Origin of the sequence: Citrobacter sp. HN-141, from assembly GCF_033341895.1 — a bacterium.
GTDB lineage: Bacteria > Pseudomonadota > Gammaproteobacteria > Enterobacterales > Enterobacteriaceae > Citrobacter.
In genome coordinates, this window is sequence record NZ_JAWPBF010000005.1 from 141680 (window position 1) to 166759 (window position 25080).

Consider the following 25080-nt stretch of genomic DNA (forward strand, 5'->3'; position numbering starts at 1 on the left):
GTGTTATCGTGCTGCACGTTGCAGAATGACGGCTGACGGTTGGCGTTGCAGAAAACGCATCCGCAGCATCATCAACACCGCGGCAGAGGTCAGGCCAATAATAAAGCCCATCCAGAAGCCCGCTGGCCCCATGCGGTCGACGACCAGATCGGTGAGTGCAAGAATATATCCACTTGGCAAACCCAGCACCCAGTACGCGGTGAAGGTGATAAAGAAAATGGAACGGGTATCTTTATAACCACGCAGGATCCCGCTGCCAATAACCTGAATGGAGTCCGATATCTGGTACACGGCAGCCAGTAACATCAGCTGTGCAGCCAGTGTGACAACTTCAGGATTATTGTTGTAGAGCAGGGCGATGTGCTCGCGCAAGGTGACGGTGAAAATGGCGGTCATCACCGCCATACACACGCCGACACCTAAGCCGGTTCTGGCAGCGGTCTGTGCATCCAGCGTTGATCCCTGACCCAGGCGGTATCCCACACGAATGGTGACGGCAGCAGCCAAAGACATCGGCAAGACAAACATGAGTGAGCTGAAGTTCAGCGCGATTTGGTGTCCGGCGACGTCGACAATCCCCAGTGGGGAGACCAACAGCGCCACCACGGCAAACAGCGTGACTTCAAAAAATAATGCCAGCGCAATGGGCAAACCCAGCTGTACCAGGCGTTTCATCACCGCGGTGTCAGGTTTCTGGAAGCCACGCACATTACGGATATCACGCATTGATCGGGCGCGTTTTACGTAAGAAAGCATGGCGGCAAACATCACCCAATATACCGCAGCCGTAGCCACACCGCAGCCGACGCCGCCCAGTTCTGGCATACCCAAATGGCCATAGATGAAAACATAGTTAACCGGAATGTTCACCAGCAGGCCGAGAAAACCCATTACCATTGCCGGTTTGGTCTTGGCCAGACCTTCGCACTGGTTACGGGCAACCTGGAAGAACAAATATCCGGGCGCACCCCATAGCAGCGCACGCAGATAGCCAACGGCTTTGTCGGCCAGTGCAGGATCAATGTTATGCATAGAGCGGATAATGTGCCCCGCATTCCAAAGCACAATCATAATCAGAACAGATACCATCCCCGCCAGCCAGAAACCCTGACGTATTTGATGAGCAATACGATCGCGGCGTCCGGAACCGTTAAGTTGCGCAATCACTGGCGTCAGCGCCAGCAACAGCCCGTGACCAAACAGAATTGCGGGTAGCCAGATGGACGTACCGATAGCAACGGCTGCCATGTCCGTCGCGCTGTATCCGCCGGCCATCACGGTATCGACGAATCCCAGTGCGGTTTGAGCGATTTGCGCAAGAATCACCGGAATTGCCAGAGCTAATAACTGACGCGCTTCACTTACATACTTTTGCACGTGTACACCACTATATTGTTGTTATTTGAGAGACTAAAAAAGCCGCCTTATATGGCAGCAAGAAGAAAATGCAGGGGAAATTTCAGTCTATTGTAGCGAGGAATCCGTATTTCTCCAGTGAAAAAATAGGTGGGAGTGGCGCATTGCTGGCAACCTGATTTTCCACCTGCTATTGTGCACAGCAGAGATGTCTTAATTGAGTTCAGGAGTTACAGGTATGTTTACGGGTATTGTGCAGGGCACCGCGAAACTGGTGTCGATTGATGAAAAACCGAATTTTCGCACACATGTAGTGGAGTTACCTGAATACATGTTGGATGGGCTGGAGACCGGCGCATCGGTGGCACACAACGGCTGTTGTCTGACAGTGACTGAAATTAACGGTAACCAGATAAGCTTCGATCTGATGAAAGAGACGCTGCGAATCACAAATCTGGGTGACCTGAAAGTCGGGGATCTGGTCAACGTTGAACGTGCGGCAAAATTCAGCGATGAGATCGGCGGACATCTGATGTCAGGCCATATTATGACTACCGCTGAAGTATCCAAGATTCTGACCTCTGAAAATAATCGTCAGGTATGGTTTAAAGTTCAGGATCCGTCGCTGATGAAATATATCCTGTACAAAGGATTTATCGGTATTGACGGTATTAGCCTGACGGTAGGCGAAGTAACACCGACACGCTTTTGCGTGCATTTGATTCCGGAAACGCTGGAACGTACGACGCTGGGCAAGAAAAAACTGGGAGCGCGAGTCAATATCGAAATCGACCCGCAAACGCAGGCCGTTGTTGATACGGTTGAACGTGTACTGGCCGCGCGTGAAAGCGCTATAAGTAACGTTACTGGCGAAGCGGGCGTTTAAGTCGGAATAAAAAGCCCCCGCTAGTTCGGGGGCGATACTGTCTAACGGGGAACGCGGAGCCCGTGTTCGACGCCACGAGAGAACACAACCTGCCAAAGCTGAATGTCGCGCGCGCGAAATGCGCCAGCACACGCATTCAGGTAATAACTGAACATCCGTTTAAAGCGTTCACTATAGTTGCCGGCAATTTCTGGCCAGGCGGTCATGAAACGCGCATGCCAGGCCATCAGAGTGGTATCGTAATCCGCCCCAAAGTTATGCCAGTCTTCCATCACGAAATGTGGCTCGCTGGCGTTGGCAATCTGGCGAACTGACGGTAAACAGCCGTTCGGGAAGATGTACTTATTGATCCACGGATCAACATTATTGTCGGTTTTTTTAGAGCCGATGGTATGCAGCAAAAAAAGACCATCTTGCTTTAAATTGCGGTCAACTACGTCAAAATAGGTGTTGTAGTTTTTCGGTCCCACATGCTCAAACATACCGACGGAAACGATACGGTCAAACCGGTCATTCAGGTCGCGGTAGTCCTGCAGCAAAATCGTGACATCCAGCCCTTCACAGCGCGTCTGCGCCATTTTTTGCTGTTCTGCTGAAATCGTCACGCCAGTCACGCTCACCCCGTACTGTGACGCCATGAACTGGGACAAGCCTCCCCAGCCGCAGCCAATATCGAGTACGCGCATACCTGGTTTCAATTGCAATTTCTCGGCAATCATTTTTAGCTTCGCCTGCTGGGCAGATTCCAGGGTATCGGCATCTTTCCAGTAGGCGCAGGAATATTGCATGTAGGGATCAAGCATGCGGGTAAAGAGATCGTTGCCAAGATCGTAGTGTTCTTTGCCGACGACCCATGCACGTTTTTTGGTTTGTAAATTAAACAGACGGGCTGTTGCGATACGTAGCGTATCTCTGAAGTGGCGGGGGAGTTGGCTTTCAAGACCTGCACGCAGGACTTTGTTAAAAAACATATCCAGCCGATCGCATTCCCACCAGCCGTCCATATAACTTTCACCTAAACCCAACGATCCTTCCTGCAACACGCGTTTGAAAAAGTCGGGGTTTTTAACGCGAATATCTGCCGGTGCCGGGCCATTAATGGTAATGCCTGCACGGCTCAATAACTCATTGGTGATTCGGTACCAGTCATCATCCGGTACGCTGACGTCTTCTATACATGATGAACTCATAGCTTCTCCATCACTGGTCGGTGATCAGAACCTTAAAACAGCGTAGACGCTTTTTTGGGCTTTGTGAGAAATCTCACGGAATTAATCCGCGAATCTATAATCCGACGTAGAACAGAGGAAGGGAGGAACCCTTGCCGAAAAGGCCATCCATGGAAAAACGGGAACCTGCTTGTTCCCGTTACTCTATAAATCTTATCGTTTTATTAACAACCGAAAATCAGTATAGGCCTGAATTTTTGGCTATTCAACCGATAATTGTTAGCGGGCTAACTAAATGCCCGCAACAATGATTAATGTGACTCACCGTGGGCAATTTGCGCGCTCTCATCCGGCAAGGATGTGTTGTCAGTCTGTGACTGCATTTTGTAACCTAGCGCGGCCAGCAGCACTGTCGTCAGCATAACGCTGGTGGTGGTGAGCAGCGGCGTGCTGATTAACCACGAGACGACCAGGCTTGCCAGGAAGCATAACCCCAGTTGCAGCGTGTTCTGCAGCGCAGCGGCACGCCCTGTTGCCTGCGGGAATGGACGCAGCGCCTGGGCGACAACGATAGGGTAGATTGCCCCGTTCGCAATGGCCATCACACAGAATGGGATCAGGATTTCAGCCAACGCAACGTGGTGAATAAAGCCAGTAGCCCAGGTGGCGATAACGCTAATGGCATACAGGATAAGTAACCACGGCAGAAGCTGGCGACCCTGCCATTTTTGCAGTGCCGCACGGCAGCCGTAACCACCGATCAAAAATGCAATAGTTTGCGGGACATAGCTCAGACCAATCACCGCCGGGCTATAGCCCATTTCGCTAAGGATAAACGGTGAACCCGTCAGCCATGCGAAGAAGCTCGCAGAACATGCTGCGTAAATCAGTACATTTCCACGGTATGCTTTGGAGCGCAGCAGCGTAGCGAACGTCAATTTATCCTGGCTGTCATCGCGCGCTTTTGCCGTTGGTTTTAAGCGCAGGGCCGGCAGCATCAGGACCAGGGTAATTGCAAAAAGGGTGGCAAAAATGGCCTGCCAGGAAAAATGTACCAGGATCCAACTGCCTAATAACGGTGCAAGTGCAGGAGACAATCCGACCAGCGGCATAATGGTGGCAAAGATGCGGTTTACTTTTTGTGAAGGATAATAATCGGTAACCAGCGCCTGCCAGATAACCGAAGCCGCACAGACACCAACGGCCTGAATAAAGCGCAGCACCAGTAAGCCGGTGGCGTTTTCTACCCACAACATGCCCAGGCTGCCCAGCGCGAAGATGGATAAGCCCAGCATCAAAATCGGTTTACGACCATAGTGGTCGGAGAGTGGCCCCCACAAAAGTTGTGCAACGGCAAAGCCCGCTAAGAACAAACTAAGGCTGGCACTCACGGCGGAGGCGGGTGTCTGTAAATCGGCCTGAATAGCCGCAAAGGCGGGCAAATACATATCGGTTGCCAGAAAACCCAGCACGCTAAGACCTGCCAGCCAGACTAAAAACCCTTTTCCTGGTTGCATTATCGTTTCTCTTTTTAGCAATAGAACATTGCCGCTGAGTGTAGTGAGTGTAATTCTCGCTGTGAAACGCTAATATTTGCTTACTGATTTCAAATTTTTTGCAGGCAGAATATGTGGTCGGAATATTCACTTGAGGTGGTTGATGCGGTGGCGCGTAACGGTAGCTTTAGCTCCGCTGCTCAGGAGTTGCACCGCGTACCTTCGGCGGTAAGCTACACTGTGCGCCAACTGGAAGAGTGGCTGGCTGTGCCTCTTTTTGAACGTCGTCATCGGGACGTGGAATTAACGCCTGCTGGCGCGTGGTTTTTAAAGGAAGGCCGGTCTGTTATCAAAAAAATGCAGATCACCCGTCAGCAATGTCAACAAATTGCCAATGGCTGGCGAGGACAACTGGCGATAGCGGTAGATAATATTGTGCGTCCAGAACGGACCCGACAGATGATTGTGGATTTCTACCGCCATTTCGATGATGTGGAACTTCTGGTCTTTCAGGAGGTGTTTAATGGCGTCTGGGACGCGCTGTCGGATGGCCGCGTGGAGCTAGCTATCGGCGCAACGCAGGCCATTCCGGTAGGGGGACGCTATACGTTCCGCGACATGGGAATGCTGAGCTGGAGTTGCGTGGTAGCCAGTCATCATCCGTTGGCGGCGATGCCGGGACCGCTCAGTGACGATACGTTGCGCAACTGGCCATCGCTGGTACGCGAAGACACCTCCCGCACACTGCCGAAGCGTATTACATGGTTACTGGACAACCAAAAACGCGTTGTGGTTCCTGACTGGGAATCCTCGGCCACCTGCTTGTCAGCCGGGCTTTGTGTCGGGATGGTACCGACGCATTTTGCCAAACCGTGGATCGATAGCGGAAAATGGGTGGCATTACAGCTGGAAAATCCGTTCCCGGATGCCGCTTGTTGCCTGACCTGGCAGCAGAATGATACGTCGCCTGCACTGAGCTGGTTACTGGACTACTTAGGGGATAGTGAGACGCTGAATAAAGAGTGGCTGCGGGAGCCGGATGAGGCCCCCGCACAACAGGCTTAACGACGATAATCGCGGAATGGACCGTCGGCAACGGAACGACGTTCTACCAGGCGTGGGTGCACCTCGATAGACTGCGATTCTTCACGTTTATTCACGATTCGGTCTAACAGCATGTTGAAGGCCGTTTCACCCAGTGAATCTTTTGGCTGATGGATGGTTGTCAGCGCAGGGGTGAAGTAACGGGCGTTGCGCACGTTGTCGTAACCGATAACTGAGATATCCTGCGGCACGCGCAGTCCCATCTCGTCTGCGGCACACAGCGCACCCATCGCCATAATATCGCCACCACAGAATACGGCGGTTGGGCGATGCGACTGGGAGAGGATTTGCTGCATAGCGCGATAGCCGGATTCAGGTTCGAAATCACCCTGGACAATCCAGTTTTCGGGAACTTTAATCAGCGCTTCTTCCATTGCTTTCATAAAGCCAGCCAGGCGGCCTGCGCCGGTATTACGCTCCATAGGACCCGGGATCACGCCGATCTCACGATGACCGCGTTCAATCAGATACCGGCCTGCCATGTAACCACCTTCAAAAGCGTTATCAATGACGGTATCGGTAAAGTCGGCTTTTGCCTCGCCCCAGTCCATGACCACCATTGGAATATGGCGATACTCTTCGAGCATGGAAAGCAGTGATTCCGGGTACTCTGAACACATTACCAACAGGCCATCTACGCGCTTTTGCGCCATCATAGACAGGTAGGCCTGCTGTTTTTCAAGACTGTTCCAGGCGTTGCCCAGAATCAGCGTATAGCCTTTCTGGAAACAATTCTTCTCAACAGCCTCGATAATTTCGGCGAAATAGGCAGCTTCACTGCTGGTTGCCAACAAACCGATCGATTTGGTGTGATTCACCTTCAGGCTACGTGCAACTGCGCTAGGGGAGTAGTGCAGTTCTTTAATCGCTGCCCAGACAGCGTTGCGCGTTTCTTCTGCGACAAAGCGCGTTTTGTTAATTACGTGTGATACGGTTGTAGTGGAAACGTTTGCTCGCTTCGCTACATCTTTAATAGTTGCCATTACATCTCACTCCAGACCATATCCTAAGCTCCTGAGAATACTCCAGGTAAACGTTTGCCTTCACACACCCTCAACGCAACGTCAGGGTTGCGGCACGCCGGGAAAACGACACGGAACGTCAGGAAGGGGTCAATGGCCGGTACGCTAATCAAGTAAGCGTGGAATTTTGTCTGATCTTAACGAAAAGGGGAAGAGTTAAAAGCAGTTATCAATATAAATCGTGAGAGATTTTTGCTTTCAAGTGTGTAAAAATGCGCAATATCACTTTTTGTGTGGGAATAAAAAGGAGAAAACTTGATGAGCACCGATCTGAAATTTTCGTTAGTGACGACCATAATTGTTCTGGGCCTGATTGTTGCGGGTGGCCTGACTGCAGCACTGCACTGATTTCCCCCGAGGGAGTTCGCTCTCCCTCATCCTTCCTGATTGTCTTTCCCCTCCTATTTTTTGCAAATAAGCAAAAGTCTTTTGCAGTTTTGTTAACTTTATTAATTTTGCGATCAATGTCATGCTTTTGACTCTTATGATGTGTCGTGCCAAGGCTCGACGTTACGGAGTCGATAGATGAAAATAAATTATCCTTTACTGGCGCTGGCGATAGGTGCGTTTGGCATTGGAACGACCGAATTTTCTCCCATGGGATTGCTACCCGTCATTGCCAAAGGCGTGGATGTTTCCATTCCGGCCGCAGGGATGTTAATCAGCGCGTATGCGGTAGGCGTAATGGTTGGCGCACCGCTGATGACCTTACTGCTGTCCCATCGTGCGCGTCGCAATGCGCTTATCTTCCTGATGGCCATTTTTACGTTGGGTAATGTACTTTCGGCGATATCTCCGGATTACACGACGCTAATGCTGTCGCGTATTTTGACCAGTCTTAACCATGGGGCATTTTTTGGCCTCGGTTCGGTTGTGGCGGCAAGCGTTGTCCCCAAACATAAACAGGCCAGCGCCGTTGCGACTATGTTTATGGGGTTAACTATCGCGAATATTGGCGGTGTTCCCGCGGCAACCTGGCTTGGGGAAACCATCGGCTGGCGTATGTCCTTTATGGCGACGGCGGGACTGGGCGTTATCGCGATGGTCAGTCTGTTCTTCTCGTTACCGAAAGGCGGGGCAGGTGAGCGCCCTGATGTGCGCAAAGAACTGGCAGTGTTAATGCGTCCACAAGTGGTGTCAGCTTTACTGACAACCGTTCTGGGGGCCGGGGCGATGTTTACGCTTTATACCTACATCTCACCTGTGCTGCACAGTATTACTCATGCTACACCGGCGTTTGTCACCGGTATGCTGGTGCTGATTGGCGTTGGGTTCTCTATCGGTAACTATCTGGGCGGTAAACTGGCTGACCGTTCGGTTAACGGTACGCTGAAAGGCTTTTTATTGCTGCTGATGGTTATTATGCTGGCGATACCTTTCCTTGCTCGTAATGAGCTGGGTGCGGCCGTGAGTATGGTGGTATGGGGCGCAGCAACGTTTGCGGTGGTTCCGCCGCTGCAGATGCGTGTGATGCGCGTTGCCAGCGAAGCACCTGGATTGTCATCGTCAGTGAATATTGGCGCGTTTAATCTGGGGAATGCCCTCGGCGCGGCGGCTGGTGGGGCGGTAATCTCCGGAGGGTTGGGCTACAGTTTCGTCCCGGTAATGGGGGCGATTGTGGCAGGACTTGCGCTACTGCTGGTCTTTGTCTCGGCAAGGAAACAAGCGGAAGAAGTCTGCAACGCAACGAATTAAAAACAAAAACGCAGAAGGGAACCCCTTCTGCGTTGTCATTTTATGCTGCGAAGTTTTTCGCAACAAATTCCCAGTTCACCAGTGCCCAGAAGTGTTCCAGGTAGCCAGGACGGGCATTACGATAATCGATGTAGTAAGCATGTTCCCACACGTCAACGGTCATCAGCGGCGTCGCGTCAGTTGTCAGCGGCGTACCTGCGTTGGAGGTGGACACGATAGCCAGTTTGCCATCCGTTCCTTTTACCAGCCAGGTCCAGCCAGAACCGAAATTCTTGATAGCGGCATCGGTGAATTGTGCTTTGAAGTCTGCAAAGCTGCCAAAGGAGGCGGCAATCGCTTCGGCCAGTTTACCGGTCGGCTCGCCACCAGCGTTTGGTGCCAGGCAGTTCCAGTAGAACGTGTGGTTCCATACCTGTGCTGCGTTATTGAATACACCACCTTCAGAGCTACGTACGATCTCTTCCAGTGATTTACCTTCAAACGCGGTGCCTTTAATCAGGTTATTCAGATTGGTCACGTAGGTTTGATGGTGTTTGCCATAGTGGTATTCCAGCGTTTCGGCAGAAATGTGCGGTGCCAGAGCATCTTTGGCATACGGTAATGCAGGTAATTCGAACGACATTGCTTCTCTCCTTATTATTTATAGTGAGTACACACAATAGCCTCATTGTGAGTAAGGATAGGGTAGCAAATTGAAAGGTTATGCAAAAGAAGAACTTACCCTACAGCATATTCTGTAGGGTAAGTTTTTAGCGAATTGTTTTCGGCGTCATCACACGGCGAGCGCCCACGTAGTGGCGTTGCCAGTAATCTTCGCTCAGAGAGGTTATTTGAATTTCCTGACCGCTACGTGGGGACTGGATAAATTTACCATTGCCGACATAGACGCCAACGTGATCAGCAGTACCGCGACCTTGCGTGCGGAAGAAGACCAGATCACCGTTTTTCAGTTCACCACGTTCAATCGGCGCAGCGTCGCGCAGGTGATACATTTCATTGGCGGTACGCGGAATGCGGAACTTCACCAGATCTTTATATGCGTAATAAACCAGCCCGCTGCAATCAAAACCGGTTCTGGGTGAGGTGCCCCCCCAACGGTAAGGTTTACCGATTTGGTTCATCAGGGTAGACATGGCGGTTTTGGTCGCTTTCTGTACTTTCACTTTATGCACATCAGCAACGGCTGTTGGCGCAGTCGTCTTCACTTTTACACAACGTGGCTTATGACCTTTGCGCGGGGTACATTTTTCAGTCCAGGTGACGGCGGGGGTTTGTATTGCCGCTGTTTTACTGCGACGGTTTGCTGTTTTCGTCGATTTTGCCGGAGTCGCTGTGCGTTTTTTGGAGGAGGAGGCCGTTTTCGTGCTGGTTTTACTGGTGTTTTTTGTCGCCGTTTTCTTGATGGTTTTTGTTGCTTTCTGGCTGGTTGTTGCGCTTTTCTTTTTATCTACCGTCTTGACAGTGTGGGAAGCGGTAGGTGTCGTCCTGGCCTGCTTGGAAGCATGAGCCATAGGCGTAAAAGGCAGTGTGGTAAAAAGTAAAGCACAGAGCGTGATCGAGATTCGGTTTATCCGCGCCACTGAGCAGTCCTCTGGTAAGGCAGGTCTATCGCGCCTGCGTGTGATTTTCAAAACTTGACGATTCTAATCTATAGAAAGAGGGAAAGTTAATAGCTTTTTTCGTTTAAAACTACGTTTCGTAACCGACCGCAAAAAAAAACAGCAATTCAAGGCGTAATTGGTGAACAGATAATCAAATCCCCAGGCTTTACGCGGATAAGTGAGATTGTGAATGCAACTTTTAACGACAGGCGATAAAATAATATCGCGTAATGAAAATGTTATTTTCCGTTACCTGCCTGACCCGCTACAATGTCAGACTACTGCCGTAAAAGAAGTTTAAGGAAGCAAGATAATGAGCACCACTATCGAAAAAATCCAGCGCCAGATCGCTGAAAACCCGATTCTCCTGTACATGAAAGGTTCCCCAAAACTGCCAAGCTGCGGTTTCTCTGCTCAGGCTGTGCAGGCGTTGTCCGCCTGTGGCGAACGTTTTGCTTATGTTGATATTCTGCAGAACCCGGATATTCGCGCCGAGCTGCCGAAATATGCCAACTGGCCGACTTTCCCACAGCTGTGGGTTGATGGTGAACTGGTAGGCGGCTGTGACATTTTAATTGAAATGTACCAGCGCGGTGAGTTGCAGCAGTTGATTAAAGAAACTGCAGCGAAATACAAAACCGAAGAGCCGGACGCTGAGTAACCAGCAAAAATAAAAAAGCGACCTCTGCAGGTCGCTTTTTTTATGCCGCCGTTACGCCTCTTCGGGCACTGGCAGAGGCCAGCCGCCGAGACGTTTCCAGCGGTTAACAATCTCGCAGAACAGAACGGCTGTTCGTTCTGTGTCATACAGCGCCGAGTGCGCCTGAGTCCCATCAAACTCCATACCTGCAGCCAGACAGGCTTTTGACAGTACGGTTTGCCCCAATGACAGGCCGCTTAATGCTGCCGTATCAAAGGTGACGAAGGGGTGAAACGGATTACGTTTCAGTGAGGCGCGTTCTGCCGCAGCCATCATAAAACTGTGATCAAATGTCGCATTGTGCGCCACCATGATCGCCCGATTACAGCCGCTATCTTTGATACCTTTACGTACCATTTTAAAGATGGCATGCAGCGCGTCATACTCGCTGACGGCGCCACGCAACGGGTTGCTCGGGTCGATGCCGTTAAATGCCAGCGCTTCGGGTTGTAAATTCGCCCCTTCAAACGGTTCAACGTGGAAATGTAACGTCATGTCCGGCATCAGCCAGCCCTGTTCATCCATTTTCAGTGTGATGGCGGCAATTTCAAGCAGCGCATCGGTTTTGGCGTTAAATCCTGCTGTTTCGACATCAATGACGACAGGATAAAAACCACGAAAACGGTCACACAGACCGGAAAGTTGAGCGTTATCGGACATCTGGGTCTCTTAATACGGGAAAATTGCAGCGCGTATTATGGCAAAATGATGAGTATAAAACTACGGGCACAGACGATCTGCGCCCGAGGAGAGATTAGTCGCCCAGACCGCGGCCGGCGTCTTTTTCTTCGATCAGTTCAATTTTATAGCCATCTGGATCTTCAACAAACGCGATGACCGTCGTACCGCCTTTTACCGGACCCGCTTCACGCGTCACGTTCCCGCCGTTTTGACGAATACGTTCACAGGCCTCTGCCGCGTTATCTACGCTCAGGGCAATGTGGCCATATGCGGTACCCAGTTCATACTTATCAACGCCCCAGTTATAGGTCAGTTCGATCACGGCTTCGCTGGTTTCAGGGCCGTATCCGACGAATGCCAGAGAGTACTTATATTCAGGGTTTTCGCTGGTACGTAGCAGCTTCATGCCCAACACGTTGGTATAAAACTCGATGGAACGCTGCAGGTCACCCACGCGCAGCATGGTATGAAGTAAACGCATCTTTCTTCCCCTTCAAAAATGGCTAATACATTCAAAATGTTGTTTTAGTATAGCGGCGTTGTTACGCCGCTATCAATGGCAGAACGGAGATTGTGACGTTAGAGGGTAGGATAGTCGGTGTAACCTTCCGCGCCGCCGCCGTAGAAGCTCTCGGCACGTTGTGGATTCAGTTCCGCTTTACGTTGCAGACGCGCCACCAGATCCGGGTTAGCAATATAGGCGCGACCAAAAGCAACGGCGTCGATCAGACCTTTCTCGATCAGCGCTTCTGCTTTTTCAGGGGTGTAGGCGCCAGCACCAATGATAGGACCGTGGAAGCGCGCGCGAACTTTCTCGCGAAACGCGTCTGAATACGGTTCGCCACCAGCCCAGTCTGGCTCGGACATATGCAGATAAGCAATGCCGCGCTTGCCCAGTTGTTCGATCAGGTACAGAGCATCAGCCTCTTCATTTGGACCATTGTCGACGTTCTGGAACGAGCCGATAGGGGAAACACGGATACCAATGCGATCGGCACCCCATTCTTTAATACCTGCATCGACGACTTCCAGTACCAGACGGGCGCGGTTTTCAACGCTACCGCCGTATTGATCGGTACGCTGGTTCGAGGTTGGCGATAAGAACTGGTGCAGTAAGTAACCGTGAGCAGAGTGCAGCTCTACCAGGTCAAAACCGGCTTCACGCGCATTGGCAATCGCCTGGCGGAAATCATTCACGATGCCCGGGATTTCTTCGGTTTCCAGCGCACGCGGCATTGAGGTATCGGCACGTGTGGCCAGTCCATTTTCATCGCGCAGAGACGTTCGGGTTCCGGCACTGATGGCGGACGGTGCAACCGGAGCCTGACCGTTTGGCTGCAGGCTGGAGTGGGAGATACGTCCGGTATGCCACAGCTGAACGGCGATATGGCCCTGCTCAGCGTGTACAGCCGCCGTAATCTTTTTCCACGCAGCAATTTGTGCATCACTGTGCAAACCTGGCGCTCCGGCATAACCTTTCGCCTGCGCAGAAATCTGTGTCGCTTCGCTAATGATCAGACCCGCACTGGCGCGTTGACGATAGTACTCGGCCATCAGCGGAGTAGGGATGTCGCCAGGTTCGATGCTGCGCAAACGGGTAAGTGGGGCCATAAACACGCGGTTTGCCGCGGTGATCGCACCCACCTTCAGCGGGGAAAAGAGTTTTTCAGATGACATGTTACACTCCTGAATAGACCGGTCGTCTAGTGATGAATTAAATAAAAACGCCTGTTAAACAACAGGCGCTGCAATGATGGTTTTGACGTGAGCCAGCGCGTTTTCCAGCGGTGTGGCACTACGCGACATTTTGGCCTGCAGGTTGGCTCCCAGCCACAGCGCATACAACACCTGCGCCTGCTGCAAAGGTTCGCCAACAAATGACAGACAATGGTTCGCCTGACCTTTTTCCAGCGCCTGCGCCAGCAGCGTAATAATGTGTCGGGCGCCTTTGTCCATTGCTGTACGCATATCTTCGGAAAGATCGCACACTTCGGCGGACAATTTCACGGTTAAACAGCCACTGATGATGCCGTGCTGGCTAAACTGGTTCAGAGTTTCCTGATAGTAGGCCAGAATACGGTCACGGTAGTTCCCTGCGCCCGTCTCAAAATGCGTAGCCAGTCGCTGATGATAGGCCGCGTAATGACGCTCCAGCATCGCCACACCGAATGCTTCTTTTGAGCGAAAATAGTGATAAAACGAACCCTTGGGAACCTCAGCGGTTTTCAGTAGCTCGCTTAAACCCATACCGGTGAAACCGCGCTGCATACACAGTCGTTCGCCGGTCGCCAAAAGATGTTCGCGTGTATCGTGTTCAGTTACTTTGTTCATGCCGAAGAGTGTAATAGACCAGTCGGTCTAATGCAATAGCGCTTGCCAGATTTTCAGTTACCGTCTTCAATAGGTATATCAATCTTACAAAAGGAGGGGATGTGGCCGAACAGCTGGAGTTTTTCCCCGTCCAGAGCCCATGCCGCGGTATATGTCAGTCTGACGATCGCGGTTTTTGTCGTGGATGTTTTCGCAGTCGGGATGAGCGTTTTAACTGGCAGAAAATGAGCGATGCCCAAAAGCAGGAGGTACTGCGGCTCTGTCGCCAGCGTCTGATGCGTAAATTACGCGCAAACAAATCCAACCCACCGGAAGAACCGCAACAACCTTCACTCTTTTAAAAGCGTAATTGCGTATACTCGATGCACATTCACTTATAAGGAAGCTGCTATGGTTCAGCGTATTACTATTGCGCCGCAAGGCCCGGAATTTTCGCGCTTTGTGATGGGGTACTGGCGCCTGATGGACTGGAATATGTCCGCGCGTCAGCTAGTCAGCTTTATTGAGGAACATCTCGATCTGGGTGTCACGACTGTCGATTACGCGGATATTTATGGCGGGTACCAGTGTGAGGCGGCGTTTGGCGAGGCGATGAAGCTGGCGCCGCACCTGCGTGAAAAAATGCAGATTGTTACCAAATGCGGTATTGCCACGACGGCGAAAGAGGAAAACGCGCTGGGTCATTACATCACTGACAGCGCCCATATTATTGCCAGTGCCGAACAGTCGCTGAAGCTGCTGGCAACCGATCGTCTTGATCTGCTGTTGATCCACCGCCCCGATCCGTTAATGGATGCAGACGATGTGGCGGAAGCTTTCAAGACATTACATCATAGCGGTAAGGTGCGCCATTTTGGTGTCTCTAACTTCACGCCAGCACAGTTTTCACTGCTGCAATCACGATTACCCTTTACCCTGGCAACCAATCAGGTCGAAATTTCACCGGTGCATCAACCTCTCCTGTTGGATGGGACGTTAGATCAGCTGCAACAGCTGCGTATCCGCCCAATGGCCTGGTCTTGCCTGGGAGGTGGGCGTCTGTTCAATGATGACGCCTTCCAGCCGCTGCGCAATGAACTGGCCGTGATAGCAGAAGAACTGAATGCGCAGTCCATAGAACAGGTGGTGTATGCGTGGATCCTGCGTCTGCCGTCGCAGCCGCTGCCGATTATTGGCTCGGGTAAAATCGAACGTGTGCGTGCTGCAATTGAATCAGAGTCATTGAACATGTCTCGCCAGCAGTGGTTCCGTATTCGTAAAGCAGCGCTCGGTTACGACGTGCCTTAATCACGTATTCAGCGTTCCGTCGTTCAAATTTGTGTCACTGGATTACACTTATCAGTCAGACACCTGGATGACGGAGGTTGTATGAAGCGTTTGAGTTTAGCCATCATCACGTTACTGGCCTGTGCTGGTGCACAGGCTGCCAGTGAGAAAGTGGTGATGAATCTGGTGACGTCGCAGGGCGTTGGCCAGGAAATTGGTACTGTCACTATTGCCGAATCCGCAAAAGGGCTGGAGTTTACGCCTGATCTTAAAGCACTGCCGCCGGGTGAACATGGTTTTCATGTGCATGCTAACGGCAGTTGCCAGCCCGCGATTAAAGAGGGGAAAGCCTCGGCAGCAGAATCGGCTGGCGGTCATTACGACCCGCATAAAACCGGCAAGCATGAAGGTCCGGAAGGCGCAGGCCACATGGGCGACCTGCCTTTGCTGGTGGTAAATAATGAAGGGAATGCCACGACGGCAGTGACAGCCCCCCGGTTGAAATCACTTGATGAAATTAAAGGTAAAGCGCTGATGATCCATGTTGGCGGCGATAATATGTCCGATCAGCCGAAACCACTTGGCGGCGGCGGGGCGCGCTACGCCTGCGGTGTTATCAAGTAATCAGCGACTCAGCGTGCCCGGTGGCGGCGCTTGCTCAAGTTGTGAAAGTGAGCAGTGTAGTCGCCAGATAAGGGCCGATAACTCCTGCGCAGCGGGCTGATGATGATGGGCCAGTGCATCACAGATGCGCTGGAGTTCATTAAGCGTGGCATTCAGCGGACGTTGCTGCACGCCACGCTCACTCATTACATCGCGTAGCAGTGAGATACACACATCCCTGACGCGCGCCAGCGGATCTGAGCGTGCCTCCCAGACGCGAAGTTGCCACACTACGTGTGAGCAGTTCAGTAGCACCACTCCCCAGCGTAGCAACCAACGTCGCGCCAGTGCATCCTGGCTGTTGCTGAGCTGGCTGACATGATGATAGGTCAGTGACTCAAACTCGTTTTCACTGAGTGAAGGGTGGCGGCTAAGTTGATCGACGAAGTTACGCCGTAACGCGCGAATATGGCGGCGGCTTTTTCTCGCATCAGAACCTGGCCGCAGAATGGCAAAAGCCAGCCACGACAGCGCGACGCCAGTGATTTTCGCCGTATTGTCATTCAAAAAACCTGCAAAATCATAGACGGGAGGATTGGTCACCGCGATAAACGATCCCATAAAGACGATCAGCTGTCCCCAAAGTCCCGCCAGTTTCGGCATCTGTAGTTTTAACAACTGCATGGTGGCAAGCAGCGGGAAGAGAAACAGAATGAACTGCCAGAGATCGGTAATTTGGACCATCAGACCGAATTTCACCGCAAAACTGAACAGCGACAGCAGGACCAGCGTGCGCATCAGCAAAGAGAGTGATTTGAAGGGGGCCGCTACGGCGGAGTACAACACGCAACTGATAGCGGCAAGCGTCAGAGCCCCGGAGCCTGACTCCCATTGTGCGCCAATGCTCCACGCGCCGATTGCCATCAGCGTAATAAAGGTGCGCAATCCGCTCCAGAGAGCCTCCGCGTTATCGGTATGACGGGCAAGACCCGGCGTGCGCTCAATATTGATACGATCGACCGTGACACCCTTTTCCAGTAAGCGCAGATAATGGCTGCTTTGCAGATAGATACGGCAAAAATAGCGCAGACGCTGCCAGAAGGCGACGTGCCGATAGTCATGCTGATCGACGGGGCACAGCGGGGCGATAATCCGCGCGACGGCGTAGCTGTCGGTATCAGGTTTGACTAACGCGGTCAGCAACTGCTCGATGATATCCCGGGTATTAGCCGGAGGATTAGGCCAGTTCAGTAGCATCCGCCGCAGACTGGAAATAACGCTGGTCAACCGCAACTGTTGGTGTAACAACGCATTGAGTAAGGTATTTTGACGGCGAAAACGGTAGTGGCTCCAGAACGCCTGAATTCGCAGCAGATTCATTGTCAGGATTTGACCGATCACCCCTTCATGGGCGGTGCGGATGGCATCTGTGGTTTCTGGCTGCCAGAGTAAACTGGCATGCTCCAGCAAACGTGCATGCATATTTTTCAATGCGGTCAGCAGCGTGGTGCCATCGGATGTACTGGGCAGGATCATCATCATCAGGCCGCCACAGAGGATCCCGACGATGACTTCGCACACGCGTGCCTGGGCGATATCCCACAGCTGCGTAACCTCTGTAATATGCACCATTGGAAAGGCAATAATCGCCGCGGTATAGCCTGCCAGTTGAAAAGCGTAGGCCACGTTGTTGGTGAAATGTGCACACGCCCAGGTACAAAAACCGATCCAGACTGACATGCTCAACAGAAACAGCCAGGGTTCATTGAGGGTATGGCCGGCTATAATCAATGCGGCCGTTGCACCGAGTAAACTGCCCGCGATACGCCCCAGACTTTTGCTGATCACGCCACCGACGGTTGGAAAACTGACTACCGCTGCTGATGTCATCGCCCAGTAGGGTTCATCCAGATTGAGGTAATAGGCGAAGGTTAGCGCCAGACACATCGCAATAGTATTACGCAGCGCGTAACGCCACTGTCCGCTCGTGGCTTTAAACCATGGCAGACTGGCGGGTGTCAGGCGGGGCAGTTTCATTTTTGCTGACCGATGGACACGCTACAGGTTGTCCCCGAAACCAGCGTAACATCGTGCGGAAGGGTATCAAATTCGATACGAACGGGAACCCGCTGCGCCAGACGAACCCACGGAACGTTTGGTTTGATGTCAGGAACCAGACCGGAATTGCTTTCCACACTCTGATCATAAATGGCGCGACCAATGCCGGAAACGTGACCCTGTAACTTAATGTTGCCGCTGTAGAGCGTGATAAGAGCAGGTGCCCCGTCTTGAATATGGCGTAGCTTGGTTTCTTCGAAATAGCCCATGACATAAAAAGAGTGGCTGTCGACCAGGGCAAACAGAGGTTTACCCGTTGAGGCGTAGTCCCCGGTACGGGTTGATAGATTGGTGACCCAGCCTGTGACCGGGGCTTTGACTACCGTTTGCGCCAGTTGCCACTGAGCATGGCGCAAACTGGCCTGGGCTGCGGCAACGGTCGCCTGCATGGCTTTAACATTGAGCAGTGCGCTGTCCAAATCTTCGGCCGAGATGAAATTTTGCGACAAATTGCGGCGACGTTTGGCTTCGTTATTGGCTTTGGTCAGATCGGACTGCGCTTTGGCCAACTGAGCCTGTGCGTTCAGCTCAGCAATTTGGAAAGGGGTCTTGTCGATAACAAAAAGAACATCGCCTTTGTTAACCAGTTGATTATCTTTAATGTTGAGTTCACTAATGCTGCCAGAGATTTGCGGCGTGATGCTGACCTGTTCAGCGCGGACTTTTCCGTCACGAGTCCATGGCGATTGCATATAGTAATTCCACATCCACCACCCGGCGAGGACGGCAATAACAGCGACTATAATAGTGGAGAAGTATTTAATGGTTTTAAGCGACATAATCACCACGCAATCAACATGACAAAGGCCAGACACACGCAAAGCGTAAAGAGGGACAGATCCATTAACAGGGGATGCCAGATTTCGCCAGAATAGATCCCGTCGCGTAGCAGGCGATGAACAACTAGCCAGAGGATAAATCCTGCAACAAACGCCTTGAAAATAGGGGGGAAGTAGACAGATGCTCCGATCATTAAATCTTGTAGGGGCAATCCTGTTGCATTAAACATAAACTTCACGGGCAAAATCCTTGGCGAAAAGAGCGTTGCTATAGGTTTAGCAAAAAAAGGGACAATGTGTCTTTGTAACGCATAATGTCTGAAAAAATGTCATCCGGTAAGCAAATTTGGCAATACATTTGTTTTGGGAATACAAATGCTGCACACTATTCTAAAATCAGCACAATAACTTAGCAAGCTAATTATAAGGAGATGAAATTGGAATCGCCATTAGGTTCTGATCTGGCACGGTTGGTGCGCATTTGGCGTGCTCTGATTGACCATCGCCTGAAACCTCTGGAGTTGACGCAGACGCATTGGGTTACGCTGCACAACATTCATCAGTTGCCACCGGATCAATCACAGATTCAGCTGGCTAAAGCGATTGGTATTGAGCAGCCTTCATTGGTGCGTACGCTCGACCAGTTAGAAGAAAAGGGACTCATTTCACGACAGACTTGCGCCAGCGATCGTCGGGCAAAGAGAATCAAATTAACGGAGAAGGCCGAACCGCTGATTGCTGATATGGAAGCCGTTATCAACAAAACGCGTGGCGAAATTTTGGAAGGGATTTCAGCTGAGGAAATTGATCTGCTGATAAAACTGGTCGCCAGACTGGAACACAATATCATTGAACTGCAGTCGCAGGGCTAAAGCGATCAAAACGACGTGTGGCCAGAGGCTGACCACACGTGAATTCGATTAACGTGGAGACACGGTAACCTGGCTACCATTGTTAGCCATAACAACGCGCTGACCTGCAGAAAATTTGGTCGCACCCTGCTTCTGAACCACCATGATGGTATTACCGTCATCCTTACGAATTTCCAGTTCTACGCCCTGGGTTTTATTCATCGCGCCTTGTACGCCCTGGCCTGCTACGCCGCCGGCAACCGCACCCGCAGCTGTCGCTAATGAACGACCGGTACCGCCGCCTACGGTGTTACCGAGGAACCCACCCAGCACAGCACCACCAATAGCGCCAATCACGTTTGCGTCGTCACCACCCTGGATTTGCACCGGACGAACATGAACAATCGTACCGTAGGTCACGTTCTGAACTTGTTTCGCTTCGGATGCGGTATACACGTCACCTGAAAGGCTATCATTGTTAACGCAGCCCGCTAAAGATACGCCCATTAATGAAACAATCAGCACACGTTTAATCATTTACAAATCTCCTTTGTCACCACGAAACGCTAATAAAGCACTCCTCATGGCTAAATTATATGGCATTTGTGAGTCTAAGGTCACATGTTCTACTGGAACAATATGAAAATCTTAACCGAAATCGGGTTAACCGAGTATAAACGAATCATTCATCACGTTAATGGAATTTAGGGGTTACTGGGAAGATTAACCCGCAAAAATCATCAAGGAAGCATGGAATTAGTCGACACTTTATGGTGGAGTGTCAAGGCTAATTTGCTTAAAAGGATGACGTATGAAATCGGGCCGTTTTATCGGAGTGATGTCTGGAACCAGCCTTGATGGTGTGGATGTTGTGCTGGCGGCGATAGATGAAACGATGGTTGCGCAGCAGGCCAGTCTGACATGGCCCATCCCCGTTCATGTAAAACAGGCCATTCTGGATATCTGTCAGGGGCAGCAACTGACGCTTTCCCAATACGGTCAACTGGACACGCAGTTGGGGCGTTTGTTCGCCGATGCGGTAAATGCGTTGCTGCAGCAGGAAAAATTGAAACCACAGGATATTGTCGCGATCGGCTGTCATGGGCAAACCGTGTGGCATGAACCGACAGGAATTGCGCCACATACGCTACAGATTGGTGATAACAACCAGATTGTTGCGCGTACCGGGGTAACGGTGGTCGGTGATTTTCGTCGGCGCGATATGGCGTTAGGCGGACAGGGGGCACCGCTGGTTCCTGCTTTTCACCAGGCGTTGCTGGCGCATCCAACGGAACGCCGGATGGTGTTAAATATTGGTGGTATTGCCAATCTGTCACTGCTCATTCCAAAACAACCGGTTCGGGGATATGACACCGGTCCGGGCAATATGCTGATGGATGCGTGGGTTTGGCGGCAATGTGGCCAACCTTATGATAAAGATGCGCAGTGGGCCTGTTCGGGTACAGTGATTCTGCCGCTGTTACAAACGATGCTTAACGACCCGTATTTTTCCGCACCAGCGCCAAAGAGTACGGGGCGCGAATATTTCAATTATGGCTGGATTGAACGCCATCTGACCCAGTTTCCGGGAATTAGCCCACGAGACGTACAGGCGACGTTGGCTGAACTGACGGCCGTGACGATTTCCGAGCAGGTCCTGTTGAGCGGAGGGTGTGAACGGTTGATGGTATGTGGCGGCGGAAGCCGTAATCCACTTCTTATGATGCGTCTGGCGGCGCTGTTGCCGGGTACGGAAGTGACCTCCACCGATGAAGCCGGGATCAGTGGTGATGATATGGAAGCGTTAGCCTTTGCCTGGCTGGCGTGGCGTACACTTGCGGGACTGCCGGGGAACCTGCCTTCGGTGACCGGCGCATCTGAGCCCAGCGTTTTAGGGGCTATTTTCCCCGCGAATCCACGAACTCAGAGTTAACTGAAATTATTCCACGCGTTATACCGATAAACTAGGGATGTTAGGGAGGGTGTTTTTGCCCTCCGGGACCAGGAAAGTCTTCAGGATATGGCTATGAAAAAACTGTTATTAGTGTGTCTGCCCGTATTGCTTACCGGTTGTAGTGTGTACAACCAATTTGTCGAGCGTATGCAAACGGATACGCTCGAATATCGCTGTGATGAAAAACCGCTTACCGTAAAATTGAATAATACCCGACAGGTGGCGAGCTTTGTTTATGATAATCAACTATTGAATCTCAAACAGGGCGTGTCGGCATCGGGTGCACGCTACACAGATGGTATCTACGTCTTCTGGTCTAAAGGAGACAATGCGACGGTCTATAAACGAGACAGAATTGTGCTGAATAACTGTCAGTTACAGAACCCGAAGCGTTGAGATTTTCACCTGGGCGGCGCACAATAGCGTCACCCACTGACAATCCGTAGCCCAACATCATGTCTGATAACGACGAATTGCAGCAAATCGCGCATCTGCGCCGTGAATACACGAAAGGCGGTCTTCGCCGCCGCGATCTTCCCGCCGAACCCCTCGCGCTGTTTGAGCGCTGGCTGGGGCAAGCCTGTGATGCCAAACTGGCAGACCCTACCGCGATGGTCGTCGCAACAGTCGATGAACACGGTCAGCCGTACCAGCGAATCGTGTTGCTCAAACATTATGATGACAAAGGGCTGGTGTTTTATACCAACATGGGCAGCCGTAAGGCGCACCAGATTGAGAACAACCCGCGCATCAGTCTGTTATTCCCCTGGCATACGCTGGAACGGCAGGTGATGGTCATCGGCAAGGCCGAACGCTTGTCCACGCTTGAGGTGGTAAAATATTTCCACAGTCGCCCGCGCGATAGCCAGATTGGCGCCTGGGTTTCTAAGCAGTCCAGTCGGATCTCCGCACGTGGAATTCTGGAAAGTAAATTTCTTGAGCTGAAGCAGAAGTTTCAGCAAGGGGAAGTGCCGTTGCCAAGTTTCTGGGGCGGCTTTCGCGTGAGCATTGAACAAATGGAGTTCTGGCAGGGTGGCGAAAACCGTCTGCACGACCGTTTTTTATACCAACGTGAAGATGACGCGTGGAAAATTGACCGTCTGGCCCCCTAAAGATGCAAAATTCTTGTTTTAAGCGCTGGTGCTGATGAATCCGGCGCTTTATTCTATGTCTCTTTCGCATCAGGCGAAAAGTCGTGTACCGGCAAAGGTGCAGTCGTTTTATACATGGAGATTTTGATGGCAAGCAGTAACTTGATTAAACAATTGCAAGAGCGGGGGCTGGTGGCCCAGGTGACGGACGAGGAAGCGTTAGCAGAGCGACTGGCGCAAGGCCCGATCGCGCTCTATTGCGGCTTCGATCCTACCGCTGACAGCTTGCATTTGGGGCATCTGGTTCCATTGTTATGCCTGAAACGCTTCCAGCAGGCAGGCCATAAGCCTGTTGCGTTGGTGGGTGGTGCAACGGGTCTGATTGGCGATCCGAGCTTTAAAGCCGCCGAGCGTAAACTGAATACTGAAGATACCGTGCAAGAGTGGGTGGATAAAATCCGCAAACAGGTTGCACCGTTCCTCGATTTCGACTGTGGCGACAACTCGGCGATTGCTGCGAACAACTACGACTGGTTTGGCGGTATGAACGTACTGACTTTCCTGCGTGATATCGGCAAACACTTCTCCGTAAACCAGATGATCAACAAAGAAGCGGTTAAGCAGCGTCTGAACCGTGACGATCAGGGGATCTCCTTTACCGAGTTTTCTTACAACCTGCTGCAAGGTTATGATTTTGCCTGCCTGAATAAACTGCATGGCGTGGCATTGCAAATTGGTGGTTCTGACCAGTGGGGTAACATTACTTCTGGTATCGATCTGACCCGCCGCCTGCATCAGAATCAGGTATTTGGTCTGACTGTTCCGTTGATCACTAAAGCTGACGGTACCAAATTCGGTAAAACGGAAGGTGGCGCAGTTTGGCTGGATCCGAAGAAAACCAGTCCATACAAGTTCTACCAGTTCTGGATCAACACGGCTGATGCGGACGTTTATCGCTTCCTGAAATTCTTCACCTTCATGGACATTGAAGAGATCAATGCGCTGGAAGAAGAAGATAAGAACAGCGGTAAAGCGCCGCGTGCCCAGTATGTTCTGGCTGAGCAGGTAACGCGTCTGGTTCACGGCGAAGAAGGTTTAGTGGCGGCGAAACGCATTACCGAAAGCTTGTTCAATGGTAACCTGAGCGACCTGAGCGAAGCGGACTTCGAACAGCTGGCGCAGGATGGCGTACCGATGATCGAAATGGACAAGGGTGCCGACCTGATGCAGGCGCTGGTGGATTCTGAGCTGCAGCCTTCTCGCGGTCAGGCGCGTAAGACCATTGCGTCTAATGCGGTCACCATTAATGGTGAGAAACAATCTGACCCAGAATATTTCTTCCAGGACAGTGATATTTTGTTCGGCCGCTACACCTTACTGCGCCGTGGCAAAAAGAACTACTGTCTGATTTGCTGGAAATAAGTAAAAGTCAGCAGGGGCGTGGGAAACTACGCCCCTTTATTTTTTTAGGGTTGTGGTAAGTAAAATGAAGAATATCCTCGCCATCCAGTCCCACGTTGTTTTTGGCCATGCCGGCAACAGTGCTGCCGAATTTCCGATGCGTCGTCTTGGCGCGAACGTCTGGCCGCTCAACACCGTTCAGTTTTCTAATCACACTCAGTACGGTAAATGGACCGGCTGTGTTATGCCGCCCAGCCACCTGACTGAAATTGTTCAGGGCATTGCTGATATCGATAAACTTCAGACCTGTGATGCGGTGCTGAGTGGTTATCTGGGTTCCGCAGAGCAGGGTGAGCATATTCTGGGTATTGTGCGCAAAGTGAAAGCGGCAAATCCTCAGGCGAAATTCTTTTGCGATCCAGTGATGGGGCATCCTGAAAAAGGGTGCATCGTGGCGCCCGGCGTTGCGGAATTTCATGTTCGTCACGCACTTCCGGCCAGCGACATTATCGCGCCAAATCTGATTGAGCTCGAAATTCTGTGCGAGCATGCGGTTAACAATGTTGATGAGGCGGTGATGGCTGCCCGTGAACTGATTGCTCAGGGGCCGGAAATTGTGCTGGTTAAGCATCTTGCCCGTGCAGGTATCAGCGCAGATCGCTTTGAGATGTTGTTGGTCACCGCCGATCAGGCGTGGCATATCAGCCGTCCGCTTGTTGATTTTGGCGCACGTCAACCGGTTGGCGTTGGTGACGTCACCAGCGGCTTGCTGTTGGTTAAACTGTTGCAGGGGGCTTCATTGCAGCAGGCGCTGGAGCATGTGACTGCGGCGGTGTACGAAATTATGATCGCCACCAAAGAGATGCAGGAGTATGAACTGCAGGTGGTTGCCGCACAGGATCGTATCGCGAAACCAGAACACTACTTTAGCGCCACTCAGCTGTAATCAATGTGCAATGGCGCTCACGCTTATCGG

27 protein-coding genes and 1 pseudogene are annotated in these 25080 nt (G+C 51.6%); 14 read left to right on the forward strand and 14 right to left on the reverse strand.

Features of this window, described 5'->3' with window-relative positions; translation table 11 throughout:
• Nucleotides 1-3 precede the first annotated feature (3 nt).
• Complete coding sequence (gene mdtK, locus RYZ59_RS08225) at nt 4-1377, reverse strand: MdtK family multidrug efflux MATE transporter (protein ID WP_318046047.1); 1374 nt, start codon at nt 1375-1377, stop codon at nt 4-6.
• A 217-nt stretch (nt 1378-1594) separates the two neighbouring features.
• Between mdtK and RYZ59_RS08230 the strand changes: the two genes are divergently transcribed.
• Nucleotides 1595-2242: a riboflavin synthase subunit alpha gene (locus RYZ59_RS08230; RefSeq protein ID WP_202038734.1), complete on the forward strand. Its 648-nt coding sequence runs from the start codon at nt 1595-1597 to the stop codon at nt 2240-2242.
• 41 nt (nt 2243-2283) lie between these two features.
• On the opposite strand, the gene cfa is transcribed toward RYZ59_RS08230, so the two are convergent.
• Both cfa and punC read right to left on the reverse strand, forming a co-directional pair.
• Nucleotides 2284-3432 (reverse strand): cyclopropane fatty acyl phospholipid synthase, encoded by a 1149-nt coding sequence (gene cfa / locus RYZ59_RS08235; protein WP_202038733.1) that lies wholly within the window; start codon nt 3430-3432, stop codon nt 2284-2286.
• 290 nt (nt 3433-3722) lie between these two features.
• Nucleotides 3723-4928: a purine nucleoside transporter PunC gene (gene punC, locus RYZ59_RS08240; RefSeq protein ID WP_137381285.1), complete on the reverse strand. Its 1206-nt coding sequence runs from the start codon at nt 4926-4928 to the stop codon at nt 3723-3725.
• A 111-nt stretch (nt 4929-5039) separates the two neighbouring features.
• Here punC and punR point away from each other — a divergent pair, with 111 nt between their 5' ends.
• Nucleotides 5040-5972 (forward strand): DNA-binding transcriptional activator PunR, encoded by a 933-nt coding sequence (gene punR, locus RYZ59_RS08245; protein WP_318046051.1) that lies wholly within the window; start codon nt 5040-5042, stop codon nt 5970-5972.
• Here the strand turns inward: punR and purR are convergent.
• Entirely contained in the window at nt 5969-6994 is a 1026-nt protein-coding gene (gene purR, locus RYZ59_RS08250; RefSeq protein WP_137381283.1) for an HTH-type transcriptional repressor PurR, read from the reverse strand. The two genes, punR and purR, sit on opposite strands and share 4 nt — an antisense overlap.
• A gap of 297 nt (nt 6995-7291) precedes the next feature.
• On the opposite strand from purR, the gene cydH reads away from it, so the two are divergent.
• The gene (cydH, locus tag RYZ59_RS08255; RefSeq protein WP_003029209.1) at nt 7292-7381 is read left to right on the forward strand and encodes a cytochrome bd-I accessory subunit CydH; all 90 of its coding nucleotides are present in this window, start codon (nt 7292-7294) and stop codon (nt 7379-7381) included.
• Nucleotides 7382-7558: 177 nt separating this feature from the next.
• A complete protein-coding gene (locus tag RYZ59_RS08260) occupies nt 7559-8728 on the forward strand; it encodes an MFS transporter (protein WP_271440576.1) in 1170 nt (389 codons plus the stop codon).
• 40 nt (nt 8729-8768) lie between these two features.
• Here the strand turns inward: RYZ59_RS08260 and sodB are convergent, their stop codons facing one another.
• Nucleotides 8769-9350, reverse strand: coding sequence for a superoxide dismutase [Fe] (sodB, locus tag RYZ59_RS08265; protein WP_048211764.1), 582 nt, complete (start codon nt 9348-9350; stop codon nt 8769-8771).
• 127 nt (nt 9351-9477) lie between these two features.
• Complete coding sequence (locus RYZ59_RS08270) at nt 9478-10308, reverse strand: C40 family peptidase (protein ID WP_318046055.1); 831 nt, start codon at nt 10306-10308, stop codon at nt 9478-9480.
• A gap of 334 nt (nt 10309-10642) precedes the next feature.
• On the opposite strand from RYZ59_RS08270, the gene grxD reads away from it, so the two are divergent.
• The gene (grxD, locus tag RYZ59_RS08275; protein WP_003832760.1) at nt 10643-10990 is read left to right on the forward strand and encodes a monothiol glutaredoxin 4; all 348 of its coding nucleotides are present in this window, start codon (nt 10643-10645) and stop codon (nt 10988-10990) included.
• A 51-nt stretch (nt 10991-11041) separates the two neighbouring features.
• Here the strand turns inward: grxD and rnt are convergent, their stop codons facing one another.
• The 4 genes from rnt to RYZ59_RS08295 all read right to left on the reverse strand — a co-directional run bounded on the left by rnt (nt 11042) and on the right by RYZ59_RS08295 (nt 14041).
• Nucleotides 11042-11689: a ribonuclease T gene (gene rnt, locus RYZ59_RS08280; RefSeq protein WP_137381280.1), complete on the reverse strand. Its 648-nt coding sequence runs from the start codon at nt 11687-11689 to the stop codon at nt 11042-11044.
• A gap of 94 nt (nt 11690-11783) precedes the next feature.
• Nucleotides 11784-12191, reverse strand: coding sequence for a lactoylglutathione lyase (gloA, locus tag RYZ59_RS08285; RefSeq protein WP_003029198.1), 408 nt, complete (start codon nt 12189-12191; stop codon nt 11784-11786).
• 98 nt (nt 12192-12289) lie between these two features.
• Nucleotides 12290-13387 (reverse strand): alkene reductase, encoded by a 1098-nt coding sequence (locus RYZ59_RS08290; RefSeq protein WP_202038728.1) that lies wholly within the window; start codon nt 13385-13387, stop codon nt 12290-12292.
• Between the two features lie 54 nt (nt 13388-13441).
• Nucleotides 13442-14041 carry a TetR/AcrR family transcriptional regulator gene (locus tag RYZ59_RS08295; RefSeq protein ID WP_202038727.1) on the reverse strand — a complete coding sequence of 200 codons (600 nt, stop codon included), beginning with the start codon at nt 14039-14041 and terminating at the stop codon, nt 13442-13444.
• A 101-nt stretch (nt 14042-14142) separates the two neighbouring features.
• Between RYZ59_RS08295 and RYZ59_RS08300 the strand changes: the two genes are divergently transcribed.
• From RYZ59_RS08300 to sodC, 3 genes are all read left to right on the forward strand, one after another.
• The gene (locus RYZ59_RS08300) at nt 14143-14382 is read left to right on the forward strand and encodes a DUF1289 domain-containing protein (RefSeq protein ID WP_137381278.1); all 240 of its coding nucleotides are present in this window, start codon (nt 14143-14145) and stop codon (nt 14380-14382) included.
• 49 nt (nt 14383-14431) lie between these two features.
• Nucleotides 14432-15328, forward strand: a complete 897-nt coding sequence (locus RYZ59_RS08305; protein ID WP_318046059.1) for an aldo/keto reductase family oxidoreductase — start codon at nt 14432-14434, stop codon at nt 15326-15328.
• An 81-nt stretch (nt 15329-15409) separates the two neighbouring features.
• Nucleotides 15410-15931, forward strand: a complete 522-nt coding sequence (sodC, locus tag RYZ59_RS08310; protein ID WP_137381276.1) for a superoxide dismutase [Cu-Zn] SodC — start codon at nt 15410-15412, stop codon at nt 15929-15931.
• Here sodC and RYZ59_RS08315 read toward each other — a convergent pair.
• The 3 genes and pseudogenes from RYZ59_RS08315 to RYZ59_RS08325 form a co-directional block, all read right to left on the reverse strand.
• Nucleotides 15907-17947: pseudogene (locus RYZ59_RS08315) on the reverse strand (FUSC family protein). The gene sodC and the pseudogene RYZ59_RS08315 overlap by 25 nt on opposite strands.
• Nucleotides 17944-18807 (reverse strand): HlyD family secretion protein, encoded by an 864-nt coding sequence (locus tag RYZ59_RS08320; RefSeq protein ID WP_271440571.1) that lies wholly within the window; start codon nt 18805-18807, stop codon nt 17944-17946. Before RYZ59_RS08320 ends, RYZ59_RS08315 begins: the two are co-directional and overlap by 4 nt.
• A 2-nt stretch (nt 18808-18809) precedes the next feature.
• A complete protein-coding gene (locus RYZ59_RS08325; RefSeq protein ID WP_202038724.1) occupies nt 18810-19046 on the reverse strand; it encodes a DUF1656 domain-containing protein in 237 nt (78 codons plus the stop codon).
• 192 nt (nt 19047-19238) lie between these two features.
• Between RYZ59_RS08325 and slyA the strand changes: the two genes are divergently transcribed.
• Nucleotides 19239-19679, forward strand: a complete 441-nt coding sequence (gene slyA / locus RYZ59_RS08330; protein ID WP_019076732.1) for a transcriptional regulator SlyA — start codon at nt 19239-19241, stop codon at nt 19677-19679.
• A 48-nt stretch (nt 19680-19727) separates the two neighbouring features.
• Here slyA and slyB read toward each other — a convergent pair whose 3' ends face one another.
• On the reverse strand, nt 19728-20195 hold the full coding sequence (gene slyB, locus RYZ59_RS08335) for an outer membrane lipoprotein SlyB (protein ID WP_003029175.1): 468 nt from the start codon (nt 20193-20195) through the stop codon (nt 19728-19730).
• 274 nt (nt 20196-20469) lie between these two features.
• On the opposite strand from slyB, the gene anmK reads away from it, so the two are divergent.
• The 5 genes from anmK (at nt 20470) to pdxY (ending at nt 25050) form a co-directional block, all read left to right on the forward strand.
• Nucleotides 20470-21591, forward strand: a complete 1122-nt coding sequence (gene anmK, locus RYZ59_RS08340) for an anhydro-N-acetylmuramic acid kinase (protein WP_318046062.1) — start codon at nt 20470-20472, stop codon at nt 21589-21591.
• A gap of 87 nt (nt 21592-21678) precedes the next feature.
• Entirely contained in the window at nt 21679-22008 is a 330-nt protein-coding gene (gene mliC, locus RYZ59_RS08345) for a C-type lysozyme inhibitor (RefSeq protein WP_202038722.1), read from the forward strand.
• Nucleotides 22009-22067: 59 nt separating this feature from the next.
• The gene (gene pdxH / locus RYZ59_RS08350; RefSeq protein ID WP_048211753.1) at nt 22068-22724 is read left to right on the forward strand and encodes a pyridoxamine 5'-phosphate oxidase; all 657 of its coding nucleotides are present in this window, start codon (nt 22068-22070) and stop codon (nt 22722-22724) included.
• Nucleotides 22725-22850: 126 nt separating this feature from the next.
• A complete protein-coding gene (gene tyrS / locus RYZ59_RS08355) occupies nt 22851-24125 on the forward strand; it encodes a tyrosine--tRNA ligase (protein ID WP_020996426.1) in 1275 nt (424 codons plus the stop codon).
• A 64-nt stretch (nt 24126-24189) separates the two neighbouring features.
• Entirely contained in the window at nt 24190-25050 is an 861-nt protein-coding gene (pdxY, locus tag RYZ59_RS08360) for a pyridoxal kinase PdxY (protein ID WP_137381269.1), read from the forward strand.
• Nucleotides 25051-25080: the final 30 nt, after the last annotated feature.

Bases quoted from the DNA above. Each gene is read 5' to 3' on its own strand.
- RYZ59_RS08230 (WP_202038734.1), top strand. From the start codon at position 1,595: ATGTTTACGGGTATTGTGCAGGGCACCGCGAAACTGGTGTCGATTGAT.
- cfa (WP_202038733.1), bottom strand. From the start codon at position 3,432: ATGAGTTCATCATGTATAGAAGACGTCAGCGTACCGGATGATGACTGG.
- punC (WP_137381285.1), bottom strand. From the start codon at position 4,928: ATGCAACCAGGAAAAGGGTTTTTAGTCTGGCTGGCAGGTCTTAGCGTG.
- punR (WP_318046051.1), top strand. From the start codon at position 5,040: ATGTGGTCGGAATATTCACTTGAGGTGGTTGATGCGGTGGCGCGTAAC.
- purR (WP_137381283.1), bottom strand. From the start codon at position 6,994: ATGGCAACTATTAAAGATGTAGCGAAGCGAGCAAACGTTTCCACTACA.
- cydH (WP_003029209.1), top strand. From the start codon at position 7,292: ATGAGCACCGATCTGAAATTTTCGTTAGTGACGACCATAATTGTTCTG.
- RYZ59_RS08260 (WP_271440576.1), top strand. From the start codon at position 7,559: ATGAAAATAAATTATCCTTTACTGGCGCTGGCGATAGGTGCGTTTGGC.
- sodB (WP_048211764.1), bottom strand. From the start codon at position 9,350: ATGTCGTTCGAATTACCTGCATTACCGTATGCCAAAGATGCTCTGGCA.
- grxD (WP_003832760.1), top strand. From the start codon at position 10,643: ATGAGCACCACTATCGAAAAAATCCAGCGCCAGATCGCTGAAAACCCG.
- rnt (WP_137381280.1), bottom strand. From the start codon at position 11,689: ATGTCCGATAACGCTCAACTTTCCGGTCTGTGTGACCGTTTTCGTGGT.
- gloA (WP_003029198.1), bottom strand. From the start codon at position 12,191: ATGCGTTTACTTCATACCATGCTGCGCGTGGGTGACCTGCAGCGTTCC.
- RYZ59_RS08290 (WP_202038728.1), bottom strand. From the start codon at position 13,387: ATGTCATCTGAAAAACTCTTTTCCCCGCTGAAGGTGGGTGCGATCACC.
- RYZ59_RS08295 (WP_202038727.1), bottom strand. From the start codon at position 14,041: ATGAACAAAGTAACTGAACACGATACACGCGAACATCTTTTGGCGACC.
- RYZ59_RS08305 (WP_318046059.1), top strand. From the start codon at position 14,432: ATGGTTCAGCGTATTACTATTGCGCCGCAAGGCCCGGAATTTTCGCGC.
- sodC (WP_137381276.1), top strand. From the start codon at position 15,410: ATGAAGCGTTTGAGTTTAGCCATCATCACGTTACTGGCCTGTGCTGGT.
- RYZ59_RS08320 (WP_271440571.1), bottom strand. From the start codon at position 18,807: ATGTCGCTTAAAACCATTAAATACTTCTCCACTATTATAGTCGCTGTT.
- slyA (WP_019076732.1), top strand. From the start codon at position 19,239: ATGAAATTGGAATCGCCATTAGGTTCTGATCTGGCACGGTTGGTGCGC.
- slyB (WP_003029175.1), bottom strand. From the start codon at position 20,195: ATGATTAAACGTGTGCTGATTGTTTCATTAATGGGCGTATCTTTAGCG.
- anmK (WP_318046062.1), top strand. From the start codon at position 20,470: ATGAAATCGGGCCGTTTTATCGGAGTGATGTCTGGAACCAGCCTTGAT.
- mliC (WP_202038722.1), top strand. From the start codon at position 21,679: ATGGCTATGAAAAAACTGTTATTAGTGTGTCTGCCCGTATTGCTTACC.
- pdxH (WP_048211753.1), top strand. From the start codon at position 22,068: ATGTCTGATAACGACGAATTGCAGCAAATCGCGCATCTGCGCCGTGAA.
- tyrS (WP_020996426.1), top strand. From the start codon at position 22,851: ATGGCAAGCAGTAACTTGATTAAACAATTGCAAGAGCGGGGGCTGGTG.
- pdxY (WP_137381269.1), top strand. From the start codon at position 24,190: ATGAAGAATATCCTCGCCATCCAGTCCCACGTTGTTTTTGGCCATGCC.